This is a genomic window from Candidatus Lokiarchaeota archaeon (assembly GCA_014730275.1).
In the GTDB taxonomy this organism is placed as follows: Archaea; Asgardarchaeota; Thorarchaeia; order Thorarchaeales; family Thorarchaeaceae; genus WJIL01.
On sequence record WJIL01000069.1, the window covers coordinates 1 to 12,506 of the forward strand.

A 12,506-nucleotide genomic window follows, 5' to 3' on the forward strand; every position below is an offset into this window, starting at 1 on the left:
GCCCAGTAGCTCGGGCAAGTACTGCATGAGTCGATAGTACTTCCATTCAGGCTTGTATTCCTCTGCATCCAATATTCGCCTCCGTATCAACGCCAGGTCTACAGGGGGTCCCGGCTCCAGCCATATTCGTGTCATATTTCCGAGCATAGCTGCTGCTGTATCTCTTACATCCTCGGGTGCTACGTCTCTCTCGTGAATTCGCAGTGGCCAGCCCTGAAACACACAATAGACACATCCGTAGCTAGAATCCAGGTACACGGTGGCATAGCACAGCTTCCGATTAACAGCTCGAAACCGTTTCCGGTCTTCATTCTTTTCTAGCATCGCATGTTTCCAGCTAGGGAAAGCTGAGAGCTTCATTTCGCGAACATCTTCGTCGTTGACACAGAGGATTCTTCGTTCATCATCTGTGTATTCATGGTGCAGTGGACGGAAACAGGGACACCCTTGCACGACCTGAGCTTTGCCCTGTTTTCCAACCTGCATGTTGATTCATTCTCCTGATGAGTCTAATTGCCATCAGATAGGCGGCAAGGCGTATAATTCATTGCATTCTCATAGCTGAGATACCAAACGAGCAGCCGGAAATACTCATGCAGAGTTTCTCAATACTCTACAATTTGCCATCACAGTTCTTGCATCGTTCTTTGCCTTGTGGATTCTTGGTGCCGCAATATGGACACACCACCAAATAGCGAATTTCTCGTTCCACAGTTTCTTTCTCCACCTTTTCCTGTTCTTTTTTGTCCTCTAAGTTTCTGCAAATACAACAAAGTAAAGCCACCAAGAGGAGTATGATGAATGAGATGGTCATGATTTGGGTTTGGACCAAGGGCGGATTGAATTGGCCCGGCCAGTATGTTTGCAGTACCATTCTCTACCACTGCGAAGGAATAGGGTCAATCGCACTTGAAGCTTTCCACAAGATTGCTTCATCAAGTAGTTCTTACCACACATCAATCTCCGAAATTCAATGCCAACCCTTCTCGGTTGCTGAGTAATCTCAGCGCCAATTGCAGTGGGATACTGATCTCCCATGAATCAGATTATGATAGTTGCAAAAAATCTTATAACACCACTATTAGTGGTAAATGAAATGTGGGGTGTACTCTGTTGAATCCTCCCAACTCACATATCTCCACAAGCTGTGCGGGGGACAAGCAGAACCAACCCCTCTTCGAAATGGAGATGAGAACATGACCAAATGTGCGAGATGTAAGAAAGAGATTGAAGGCGAAGTAAAAAGATACCATTGGCACAATATCCCTCTCTGTGATGAATGTGCAGAAGAGGTGGAATTCGGCGGAGTTCCACTTGAGAATTTGCTATGATTGTCCGGCAGAAGTCAAATAAACAATCAGTATTCCGTTAGGTCCATCAGCCGAACATCATGCTCTTGGCAATTCATAAGGTGGTTTGATGGTTCCATTCCGGACAGTAGCAGAATTCGCTGCTCTCATGCTTGTTGGCGATATAATTGGTGTAATTGTAGGAATTCTGCTAGCCGCGGCTTTGAAAATCGAAGAAGCAGGCACCACATGGAAACTACTGGTGCTTGTATCAATACTAACAGCGGCGTATGGTTTGCCATTAACATGTTTCTGGGTGCAAGCGAGTCCCTATTTCCCTGATGTGATTACCGAAGTTCCATTGCTTTGGAATCTCGGTACCCTGCTCCTGAACATCCTGATTTTCGTAAATGTATGGCTGATCTTTGACGTTTATAGCTCAGAGGACCAGGAGAAAAATGAATAGGAATTATCGTCGTTGAGGTAGGACATTTCCTCAATACCGCTTATGTTACCTGGATGCTACCAACTATTCGGAAATTCAAAATCAATCTCGAACATTCGTAATCTAATCAATCATGATATCCACACTTTCCTTCATATGAGTGAGGTCGGTTTCTTCAATAGGATTACCTCTGAGATCGATTCTTTCAAGATGGTCGCAGTCATCCAAAGGGGCAAGAGCAACGTTATGCAACCGATTGAAGCTCAAATTAATCTCTCGCAGGTCTGGGCAATTCTGAAGGGGTTCGATATCGATCTGCTCAAGTCGGTTTCTCTTGATGTACAACCCTCTTAGATTCCTGCATTCGCCCAAAGGGGTCAGGTCGATTTCTTGGATTCGGTTTTCATTCAGTGAAAGAGCCATGAAATTCTCACACGAGGCAAGAGCACTGAGGTCGATTGATTCCAGTTGATTTCTATAGAGATGTAGGTAGCGAAGATTTGTGCACTCAGCTAGCGGTTTGATATCAATCTCCGAGATATTATTGGAGCCCAATCTAAGTGTGTGCATTCGTTTGCAGGAAGAGAGAGGCCCTAAGTCGAGTTTGTGAATGCATAGCCGTTTCAAATCAACAACTGCAGCATCTGTTCTCACTTGTACCATTTTTTGACGGCCCTTGGACTGGTAGGTCAATGGAACAGAATCGCTTTCAGAGGAGTGCATGCCTTTCCATGGCTAATGCGGCTAGAAATACCTGTTTGTTGTTTGCAGCTCGAAGAAGGAACCATCATCATATAGTTACTTCGAGATCCATATTCGGTATTCCCGGTTTGGCACTCATTTTTGCCTTTGTTTCCTTTCTGAAAAAAAGATACTTCTCCATGTCTCAAGATAGCGATGAATATCGAAGAGAACTCGATATGTCTGCACCGAATCAGTTCAAAATCAATTAGCATCACACTAATATCTTGTTAAGCGAATCGAAGGATATGGAAAAGATGAATGCGGTCATATGCGAGAGATATGGCCCTCCCGAGGTTCTGAAACTAAGAGAAGTTGAGTAACCTGTCGCCGAGAATGACGAACTCTTGATAAAATTCCATGCAACCTCAGTGGTCATGGGGGATTGTGAAATGCGAGCTCAGAATGTCCCGCAATACAGCCTTGGACTAAAGCTCATCATACGACTTGGATTTGGAATCCGTGGTCCAAGGAAGAAAAAGCTAGGACAACAATGCGCCGGGGAAGTTAAATCGATTGGAGAAGAGGTTACTTCATTCAAGTCTGGTGATCAAATATTCGCAGCCACTGGTTTTGACCTGGGAACGTATGCCGGGTACACAACTCTTTCCGAGGATAGTACTGTTGTATTGAAACCAAGAAACATGAGCTACGCTGAAGCCGCCACGATTCCCATCGGTGGAACGGAGGCACTACATTTCATGGAGAAGGCGGAAATCTAGGACGGTCAGCGGATCTTGATCAATGGTGCAGGTGGAAGCATTGGAACTATTGGCATCCAGCTAGCAAAGTCAAGAGAAGCTGAGGTGACTGCTGTGGAGAGGGCTGACAAATTCGATATGCTGTACTCACTTGGTGCCTATCCTCGGGTGTACCTTCGAAGCAATTGCCGCAAACGGTTTACTGAGAATACTGGTGTAGAGGAGTTGGAGGGGCCTACCCCCAACCCTCTTCTTCTTTCAACTTCGCTTGCGAATCACCAAGACTATGATTACTATGCCAATGACAGCACCCACTACAGCCGCCACTAGACCGAGTGAAGAAAGCGGATCACCGATACCCGGAGTGGTTTCAGTTGTTGTGGATGTCGTTGTCGTGGCTGTTGTGGTGGTATCAGTCACTTCTGTGATGATGACGATGACGGTGTCTGAGACTGTATTGCCAGCTGCGTCTTCGACGACAATGGTGAGATTGTATTCACCCACTGCAAAGCCATCAAGCAGCACTGAAATGGATTCCTCAGAAGAGTTCCATTCACCTTCTCTGAACAGCTCACCATCCTTGTAGATGGAGTAGGACTCAGGAGTATCATCGCTAGCGTTCCACGCCACTGTTACGCCTGTAGCATTCTCTGCAACGGACACATCTTGCGGGCTATCGATGGTTGGATTTTCGGAGTCGACTACGGTTACAAAGACCGTGTCAGCTGCTGTGTTTCCACCAATGTCTGTCGCTACAATAGTGAGATTATGAACACCCAGACCGAATCCCTCCAATGAAATCGTTATGATTTCGCCTGTCACACTCCATTCGCCTGACTGGACGCTTGTTCCGTTGTGGAAGACTTCGTAGCCTACTGGATGACCATCTTGCAATTCCCAGCTAACGGAGACATCGGTCATACCATACTCAATTACCTCATCTGCTGGGCTCGAGGTAGTCGGGGATGTTTCATCAAGGACGGTCACAATGACCGAGTCTGCTGCTTTGTTGCCAGCCTCATCTGTTACCAGCGTTGTGAAATTGTACTCGCCAACGACCAAGCCATCCAGTGAGATTCTGATTTCACTGCTGTTCCATACACCTGAATCGAAAACCGTGCTGTTCTTGAACACGGTGTACGTGGCAGGAAAGTCATCATTGGCAGTCCAAGTTAGATGAAGGCAGAGGGTGCCCTCTGCGAATGAGCGGTCGGATGGAGAGTCGATATGTGGTGCACTCGATGCAATCACGTGTACCCAGACTGTGTCATTACTCTTAGCACCAGCACTGTTGAGCACGGTCACAGTGAAGTTGTAGAGACCTGCTGAAAGGCCGTCAGTGCTGACAGTGATATCCTCTCCGGCCCAGCTTGAATCGGCAACAGAAGTTCCGTTTCTGAGCACTGTGTACTGATCTGGATCATATGATAATGCTCCCCACGTGATGTTATTGCCTGTCATTCCTTCTTCGTAAGAGATGTTGGCAGGAGCGCTTACGATGGGTCTGATGATGCTGGGATATCTGTCGATGGCGCCAGCAGTGCCGCTAATCGAATAGGTGCCAGAACCACTGTAATCGTGCCAGTAGTTGCCCACGTTTACATCGTCGTCCCAAACATTGTTGGTCCCAGTGTCATAGGCGTTTGGGGTATTCCACCCGATGTAGTTGTGATATACGCGATTATCTTCAGAGGAAGCACCAGACAGCTCGATCCCCTTCTGGTTGTTGTTTATGACCTCGTTTTGTATGATCGTGTAGTTTACCGTGTTATAGAGGTACATTGCGGAAAAGGTTGTCCCAGTAACGTAGTTCCCACGTACAGTGACATTCTTGCTGTTGAATCCTCTAATTGAGTAATCGCAATCAAAGAATCTGTTATTGATGACTGACATATTGTCATGAGCCAAAAGAATGCCAATGGACGCTCCGTAGAAAGAGTTGTTCTTGAATAAGCTTTCTTGAGTAGAGCTGGAAGTCTCTATGCTGTACCCTAATGAGCCCGTGAATGTGGAACCTGAGACATTGGATGATATTGAAGATGCAAGCTTGACACCTCGGTTGTTGTTTTCGAACGTAGAATTGGTTACCAGAATATTCTCGGAGTAGTGCACAGAGACTGCCTGATCATTGTTTCCAAAGACAAGGTCAACCCCTGTAATATTTTCGCTGTTCCAAATCTGGATACCAGAGATAGTTTCATTGATCGCTCCGTTCCGGAGAGTGATATCTGTCGAGTTGGCCACAATAACTTGGCCGTAACCGTTCACATCAAGATCGGTTCCAGAGGTGTTCCAGAGATATGCCAATGGTAATCCGTTAATCACATTATCGGTGAAATTGTGGCGGGCATGGGCTTCAACGGTGGTGAGAGTAAGCTCAATACCCGACCTTACGAAGGTGTTTTCCACCACATTGATATCAGTGCTGTAATAGAGAGACAGACCTCCGTGCACCGACATGACATCTGTGACTGTGTTGTTTCTGACTGTTATGTCATTTCCCTGCCAGACTCGAATTCCGTAACCACCCGGTATATTGGAAACTGTGTTGTTTTCAACAATGCCTTCTGGCCGAAAGCAGTAGATTCCCGAGTTGGGGCTGTCCACGGTATTGTTGATGATATCTACGGGGGCCTCCATTGCCCCGATACCTCGGTTCTTGTCCACTACGGTGTTGTTGTAAACAAGACTATGATTTCCCGTGGTGACGATGCGCACACCCCACCCAGCTTTGGTGGTAGCAGACGCAAGTAGGTTTCCCCGAATCTCGAAGTGGGACTGTACGTTCTCAATGTAGATGCAATCACCATCTGTGGTGATGTTGTACCCTTCTATGATGTAGGGGTTGCTCTGGCTACCGTTCCCAGGAAAACCGTAGTCAGTAAAGTTGGCATCATCTATGATTGTTATCGGGCCATGGTTGGTATATCCTGTTGCTGCTGGTTCTATGATTTCTAGCGGTCCTGATGTAGCATCTTCCGTGGTGGCTGTTAATCCATTCTCTGCAAACATGGGTGTTACAGCAGGAAGCAGGAGAACGAGCGCAAGGGCTAATATAGAAATGTGTTTTATTTTCAAGTAGTTCACCAGTGGTAAAGATTCGTTAGTGGTTATTTTGGGCCCCAAGGGGGCGTAGTCCGCCCGCGAGCGTCGCTCCTACTAATAAGCATTTATAGTTTGTATTATTACAATAATGAGAATAATGGCAATTACTAAAAAAATAAAATTATGAAAAGGAGCATTAATCAGGTGAATTCGGTCTGCATATAGTATCTCTGGTGGTATATGCTTGGAAAATTACACAGTGTATATGAAACCAAACTGCTGCATGAGATTGAATGCTATATGATCAGTCCATCAAGCAGCAACAAAAACCCACTGCATAGATATCATTCCAGTAGAGAGCAAAATCAACCCCGCTAGGACAATCTGCAGCTTATACCCCTCACTGAGAAAACGGGAACAATAGGATCCAATCAAAGAGCCTAGGAAACCAATCATGAAAAATCCCAGAGCCACTAAGAGCCCAAGTCGTTGGAAAATTACAAACTGAGTAACAGTAGATAATGAAGTGAAAAGAACCATCAAACTACCGGTTCCAGCCGCAAATTCAGCGGCAAGGCCTAACTCCAACATCAATGGAACTTTCAATAAGCCGCCCCCGATACCTACACTTCCTGCAAGTATACCTGCACATAAGGCACCGACTATCCCCAAACATTTCTGTCGGAATGATTTGGGTTCACATGTGGCAGCCGACTTCTGTGTTTCTGCTGAGGATTCAGGGACTTGACTACAATCATCACCATTCAGTATATGATGTCGCTTCTCCTTGGCAGAATAGAGTGTCTTGAGTCCGGTTAGACTCAGAACCAGAACCAATAGGACTAACAGAATCGTTCCAGGAAGGAACATATTTAGTTGGACACCGATAAGGGTACCGGCGATTGTGAATGGCTCCATCAAGAATGCGAATTTGTACATAACCTTCTTGTTCCTTATGTTGAGTAGGACTGCTCCTGTAGCCACCCCCAAGATGATAGCTTTGGATAACGGAATAGCCTCGTGAGGGGTTAAGATACCTACTATCAGAAGAACCGGGGTAAAGAAGCCGCCTCCGCCAATACCAGTAGAACCTGCCAAGCTTGCAAAAAGTAAGACCAGGAATACGATAATCACGAGATTATGCATTCGTTTGAAACCTCAATCAGCTCAATAGCTATGATGATTTCGGCATTTTCCTAACTGCGGGTCATTAAGGGGCATTAATAAAATTACATATGCGGTATTGGTGCAAATACCTAATTCTTCGACAATCATTTCATCAGTTAGCTGGCTTCTTAATTATGGCTGGATTCACTTCTCCGGGCAGCAGAGCCATTGGCATGTTCACGTTACAGAAGAATAAATAGTAGTCTTTCATTTGTTAGACCGAACAATAATGAGTGATTCACGACTGCAGCACAGCAAACGAAGTTTCTCCGTGTTTGCAATCCTTGCAAGCATCATCATGGGGATCCTATTATTCCAGTTCGCTGGCGTTGTCTTCGTACAGCTGGGAATTGAACCCTGGCTTGTTATTGTCATTATCATTGGATCTCTTCTAGGTAGCATGGTGAACATACCTGTTACCACAATTCAATCACAATCCGACAAATGCCCCGATGCTGAGTATGTCTCACTATGGGGATTCAGCTATCGTGTCGTGCAACCTGACTGCCCGGGCGAGACGCTTATCAGTGTTAATCTTGGTGGGGCGGTAATTCCAGTTCTTGTAAGCGCCTATTTGCTTCTCATTCACCCTCAAACGATTCCGGTTGCACTGTTAGGCATTCTCATCGTATCAGTCTTTGTCAAGGCGATTGCCAGAGTCGAGCCTAATGTGGGGATTGTAACACCTGGACTGCTCCCCCCTCTCGTTGCAGGTATTGCCTCAACTGCGCTTATGCTGTTCCTACCGGGGATGTTCAGTCCGCATGTTCTTGCTTACGTATCAGGCACACTCGGTACGCTGATTGGAGCCGATCTACTTAACCTCAACAAGATCGCCGAACTGCAAACAGGTAGCGCTTCAATTGGCGGTGCAGGAACCTGGGATGGGGTCTTCCTTGCTGGTTTGCTAGCCGTCTTCTTTGTTTAGACAACAAACATAGAATCCTAATCCTGAGGAGTTTTCAGAAGATGCGCTTTAGACATGCTGATTTGCGAATTGAAGAATCTATCATGTGATTACTTTTGTCTCATCTTCTGGCACGTCACAACTCTCGCGGAAGGGTTTCACAGGATGTTCCTGGCATTTCACAAACGTCAAAGAGACCAGCTTAGAACACATCCGACCACACAAAACCAAATAGGGCCATAACCTTAAATCAAATCTGTTGGACATTCACTCAGGGTATCAAAATGATGGTCAGAGTTCGGATGGATGACCAGAGGCAGATTCGAATCCCGAAGAAAGCAGGAATCGAAGGAGATACGTTTTTCCTTCTCACTCTTGGATCTTACCATATTCTCATTCCTGTTCCTTCAGAGAAGCCAGAACTGGATATCGAGGGCTCCATTTCAGATCTTCTTAAACGAGCAGAAACCGAAATTTCTGAGGATGTATCCAAGAGGTGGAGGAGGAAAGAGCAAGAGTGCTGATTGAGAATGATATGGTTTTAGCCTTCTATAAAAAGAAGAATCATCTAAAATCTCATGCAACCCGTCTCTTCTCAAAGATCGAACGGGGTGATTTTGGAACAGTTGTAATTCCTAGCGTCTTCTCAATTGAGTTGTACTACGTCTTGGATAAACTCACTAACGTATCATCCGTTCGTGATGTCATAGGACATATTGTGACATTCCCCCATCTTTCAGTTATTCCATTCACACCTGAGCATCAACTAGCGGCGCTCTATCTTTTGGAGAATTATCATCTGGGATCCATCTTTGATGCAATCTATGCCGCAGTTTCACTTAGTGATGACAATCCAGATAGCATCATTGTATCAACAGATCATGTCTATGACAGAATAGAAGGTTTAACCAGACTGAATCCAACTGATGTCTAGCCCAATTGAATATCTAGAGAGATAGAACCATGCGATTAGCATATTTCGCGTTTAAGGTGATGAACAAAGCTAGGCTCCATCAAGCAAGCTTTGGAATTATCTTCCACAACGAAATTACAGTTCACGCTCATACAACACGAAGCGGCGGCCCTCGTATTTCTTGGGGATGATCAGCATCGTTTCTGACCATTCGGTGGCATTGGGTCCCAGAAAGAAGGCAATTTGATCCAGCTCGTGTCTTTCAGACTCCTCAAGCAATCGAGCAACTGTATCGATGAAGATGCCTCTATCGAGCGCAAAAATAGTGACGGCAACGCGTTCAGATCCATTTCTGCTGACATCCTCCGTGAAGTACATCGCTTCTATCGAGCCATGGTCGTTTACTATGATGTAGAAATCGGTTTCTTCATTCAGTCTTCTGAGACCTTGAAGTGTTGGCATTTCGAATTCCCATGAAACGGGGATTTTCGAACCTTGAAAGAGGCCAGTTTCTTTCGCCATTTTGTGAAGCCGCCTGGGATCGATTCTTAGTGGCTTGATAGTAGGACTTGGTTTCGGTCGTTTCGGGAAGGGTGCATCCAGTCGGAAGTATCCAACTTGCTCGGTGAGTTCAAAACCTACCTTCTCTGCCACATGCATAGATGCCTTGTTACGCGAGCTAGTGGCGTACCACATCCGCGCGTAGCCTTCATCTTGAGCTGTATCGACCAAGTGTTCTACGATTTCGGTTGCCTTTCCTTCTTCACGGTAATCCTCATGAACTCGCAGGCCTTTCGCCCAGGTGACCCCGCCCCGAGAGATAGGGACCATAGCGATTATTGCAATCAATTTGTCGTCGTCGAGTGTGCCAAGCACAATGGTGTCCTCATCCTCTACCCATTGGCTGAATCGGTTTGGCACGTAATCATTACCACTCCATATGCCTGCACATAGCTCGTCCACGAGGGCCTGGTCCTCTTTTCTGAGCCGCCGAATCTCAGAAGTCATACTAATCTGGTCAACTAACGGCTTTATGAATCCCGGAGATTGATGCATTCCATCAAGAAACGATTGAGAGCCGATGTTATGGTCTGCATTACTTGGGTTTGCGAAGAATGATACAGTAATGATGATGCGTGTTTGATACATACGTTGTCGGAAAGCCCCAGCAACCAAGCCGTTTGTTATCTTGACACCAGATTTGTTCCTGCTTGAGATCATAGGTCTTTGAAAGAAACCTAGCCAAATCCCACGCTATGGCCTTCAAATCTCCATCAGTATCACGCATATTCTGGGCGATAATAGTGAGATAGGATCCATCTCTCATAAGCTCGTAGTAACCTTCGATTGTTTTCGTTACAGCCTGAAGATAGTCATTGTACGATTCTATGTTTCCAATATCAACATCCAAATCGCTATAGTATTCTTTCAGCCCCTCTTCTCTACGTTCCTTCTGTGTTGTAACATTATTACCCCTGGATTTCCTCAGCATATTCCAATAAGGTGGACTTGTTATCAGGTAATCGAAGGTGGGTGAATCTCCATCAAAATGATTCCGAAGAAGGGGAGCCCCTTTCATCGCATCGTCTAGAATGACTTTATGATCACCATGGCCTTCATGTTTAGTGATTTGCTCTTTGGCGATTCTAGCGAATTTGGGAACCAGCTCGATACTAACAGAATTCCGTCCGAGTGTTTTGCATGCTACTGCAGTGCTACCGACGCCAGCAAAGGGATCAAGCACCCATTCTCCACTATTGGTAAAAAACCGAACAAATCTCTCCACGAGCTCTTCCGGGAATTTGCCCGGGTGTTGAACTTGCTTGGAGTTACGGGCTTTTGGATTCAGAACGAACCATGATTTCGTTGCTTTGACCCACTCTTTACCATTCAGTTCGTTCAATCGCTTTGAGCGAGATTCATCATGGTTATTCAAGGTAGGCTCCTACTTTCGTGTTGATGAGCTCCTTAATGAAGCATGCTACTGAGGCTCTGGATTTTCAAGACTTGACTGGATGCTTCTGTTGATTGCAACTTCGCCAACGTCAGAACAGTAGGAGGCGATTCGTTCCATGTGAAGCAGCAAAAGGGCCGGCTTCGCCCCGAGGCCATTTGGCGAAGTACCCATCTTAGACAGCTTGTCAGCAATGTCCTCCGCAGCGTGCAATGCCTCAAACGTTTCCTCGGCTTTGTAGGAAACGCTCCCATTTTCTCGTAGGTGATCTGAAGCGCGCTCATTGGAGAAGAATGCAGTTTTTGTTTTGTTATATACTCGAAGTAGTTCGTGAGCTGTTTCAGCAATGGAATCCAAAGATGCAATTGATTCGCCTAGATGTTCAACGGCACCACAAACGTGATCTGCCATACGCTCAACATACTTGGCAGCGAGACTGAAATGCAGACAATCTGAGCTAGGTATCCCAATCTTCCGAGCGTAGGAAGGATCACGAAGCGCAAGATGACAAAGGCGTTCTACAAAATACCTGTGTCGATCTACATCCTCATCCCGCATGAGTATATGCTGTGCGTCACTGTAGTCACCAGTTGCGATTGCATCGGCCAGTTCTGACAGCATGTATTTGGTTGTTGCAAATTGTCGTTTCAGAATAGACACGACCATCTGCTTCTCACTGGTATCACGAATTGATATACTGTTGGAATGCTCCTCCAGAATCTCGAATCCTGGAAGCCTCCGAATTGACTGACTTATTTCCTGTCGTTCGGCCATATCCAAGGACTCGCTGAAATTCAGCTCAAGTTTGGTTGCTCCTACGACATAGGCACCAATGAGAATATTGTGTAGGTTAAGAGAGAAATCTTCGTCGATAGTAAAGGCAATTCCACTTGATTTCTGATGTTCGAATTCGGGTGGAAAAACTCTGAGCGTTCCGTCGCTGGTCTCCTTGATTTTGACTTCCGAATCTTCATTCAAACCATATTTGTCGCACCATGGCTTTGGCAGATAGACGTAGAATGAATTCCGGACCTTGTTTAGCTTTCGTGTGGTTGTCGAGGCCAACTGAATATGTCTCCTGATGAATTCAAATGCTTATCTAAAGCCAAACGGACTTGCATTTAATTCATTTGCTTTTCACCAAATCAATATGAACATATGATAGATGTCTCAAATAGGTAACCATTTTAGTAAAATGCGACGAGATCGGCTTAGGAGGGGCTAGAGGTCATTACACTTTGCATATGATTCATTTACAACAAAGTCAGACAGCTGAAAAATATGGATATCCCTTAACTATTACCATCAAAGGCATGGAAACACGAAACACGGAGAAAGTGTGAA

The 12,506-nt window shown here is 45.6% G+C and carries 14 protein-coding genes; 6 read left to right on the forward strand and 8 right to left on the reverse strand.

Annotated features, from left to right (window positions below; all coding sequences use genetic code 11):
- Both GF309_08025 and GF309_08030 read right to left on the reverse strand, forming a co-directional pair.
- A partial coding sequence (locus tag GF309_08025; protein MBD3158718.1) for a hypothetical protein occupies nt 1–486 on the reverse strand: 486 nt, incomplete at its 3' end.
- Nucleotides 487–613: 127 nt separating this feature from the next.
- Nucleotides 614–874 (reverse strand): hypothetical protein, encoded by a 261-nt coding sequence (locus GF309_08030; protein MBD3158719.1) that lies wholly within the window; start codon nt 872–874, stop codon nt 614–616.
- Between the two features lie 545 nt (nt 875–1,419).
- Here GF309_08030 and GF309_08035 point away from each other — a divergent pair.
- Nucleotides 1,420–1,755: a hypothetical protein gene (locus tag GF309_08035; protein ID MBD3158720.1), complete on the forward strand. Its 336-nt coding sequence runs from the start codon at nt 1,420–1,422 to the stop codon at nt 1,753–1,755.
- Between the two features lie 102 nt (nt 1,756–1,857).
- On the opposite strand, the gene GF309_08040 is transcribed toward GF309_08035, so the two are convergent.
- A complete protein-coding gene (locus tag GF309_08040; GenBank protein MBD3158721.1) occupies nt 1,858–2,457 on the reverse strand; it encodes a leucine-rich repeat protein in 600 nt (199 codons plus the stop codon).
- 410 nt (nt 2,458–2,867) lie between these two features.
- Here GF309_08040 and GF309_08045 point away from each other — a divergent pair, with 410 nt between their 5' ends.
- Nucleotides 2,868–3,197 (forward strand): hypothetical protein, encoded by a 330-nt coding sequence (locus tag GF309_08045; GenBank protein MBD3158722.1) that lies wholly within the window; start codon nt 2,868–2,870, stop codon nt 3,195–3,197.
- Between the two features lie 15 nt (nt 3,198–3,212).
- Nucleotides 3,213–3,506 carry a hypothetical protein gene (locus tag GF309_08050; GenBank protein ID MBD3158723.1) on the forward strand — a complete coding sequence of 98 codons (294 nt, stop codon included), beginning with the start codon at nt 3,213–3,215 and terminating at the stop codon, nt 3,504–3,506.
- Here GF309_08050 and GF309_08055 read toward each other — a convergent pair.
- The gene (locus GF309_08055; GenBank protein MBD3158724.1) at nt 3,435–6,254 is read right to left on the reverse strand and encodes a hypothetical protein; all 2,820 of its coding nucleotides are present in this window, start codon (nt 6,252–6,254) and stop codon (nt 3,435–3,437) included. The two genes, GF309_08050 and GF309_08055, sit on opposite strands and share 72 nt — an antisense overlap.
- Before the next feature lie 279 nt (nt 6,255–6,533).
- Nucleotides 6,534–7,367, reverse strand: a complete 834-nt coding sequence (locus tag GF309_08060; protein ID MBD3158725.1) for a TSUP family transporter — start codon at nt 7,365–7,367, stop codon at nt 6,534–6,536.
- A 250-nt stretch (nt 7,368–7,617) separates the two neighbouring features.
- Between GF309_08060 and GF309_08065 the strand changes: the two genes are divergently transcribed.
- The 3 genes from GF309_08065 to GF309_08075 all read left to right on the forward strand — a co-directional run bounded on the left by GF309_08065 (nt 7,618) and on the right by GF309_08075 (nt 9,229).
- Nucleotides 7,618–8,316: a DUF1614 domain-containing protein gene (locus GF309_08065; protein MBD3158726.1), complete on the forward strand. Its 699-nt coding sequence runs from the start codon at nt 7,618–7,620 to the stop codon at nt 8,314–8,316.
- Nucleotides 8,317–8,597: 281 nt separating this feature from the next.
- Nucleotides 8,598–8,819, forward strand: a complete 222-nt coding sequence (locus tag GF309_08070; GenBank protein ID MBD3158727.1) for a hypothetical protein — start codon at nt 8,598–8,600, stop codon at nt 8,817–8,819.
- Nucleotides 8,792–9,229 carry a PIN domain-containing protein gene (locus tag GF309_08075; GenBank protein ID MBD3158728.1) on the forward strand — a complete coding sequence of 146 codons (438 nt, stop codon included), beginning with the start codon at nt 8,792–8,794 and terminating at the stop codon, nt 9,227–9,229. Before GF309_08070 ends, GF309_08075 begins: the two co-directional genes overlap by 28 nt.
- Nucleotides 9,230–9,343: 114 nt before the next feature.
- On the opposite strand, the gene GF309_08080 is transcribed toward GF309_08075, so the two are convergent.
- Genes GF309_08080 through GF309_08090 form a run of 3 tightly spaced genes read right to left on the reverse strand, consistent with a single transcriptional unit; the run spans nt 9,344 to nt 12,227 of the window.
- Nucleotides 9,344–10,429, reverse strand: coding sequence for a GNAT family N-acetyltransferase (locus GF309_08080; protein ID MBD3158729.1), 1,086 nt, complete (start codon nt 10,427–10,429; stop codon nt 9,344–9,346).
- Nucleotides 10,305–11,144 carry a hypothetical protein gene (locus GF309_08085; protein MBD3158730.1) on the reverse strand — a complete coding sequence of 280 codons (840 nt, stop codon included), beginning with the start codon at nt 11,142–11,144 and terminating at the stop codon, nt 10,305–10,307. Before GF309_08085 ends, GF309_08080 begins: the two co-directional genes overlap by 125 nt.
- 45 nt (nt 11,145–11,189) lie before the next feature.
- The gene (locus tag GF309_08090; protein MBD3158731.1) at nt 11,190–12,227 is read right to left on the reverse strand and encodes a hypothetical protein; all 1,038 of its coding nucleotides are present in this window, start codon (nt 12,225–12,227) and stop codon (nt 11,190–11,192) included.
- Between the last annotated feature and the right edge of the window lie 279 nt (nt 12,228–12,506).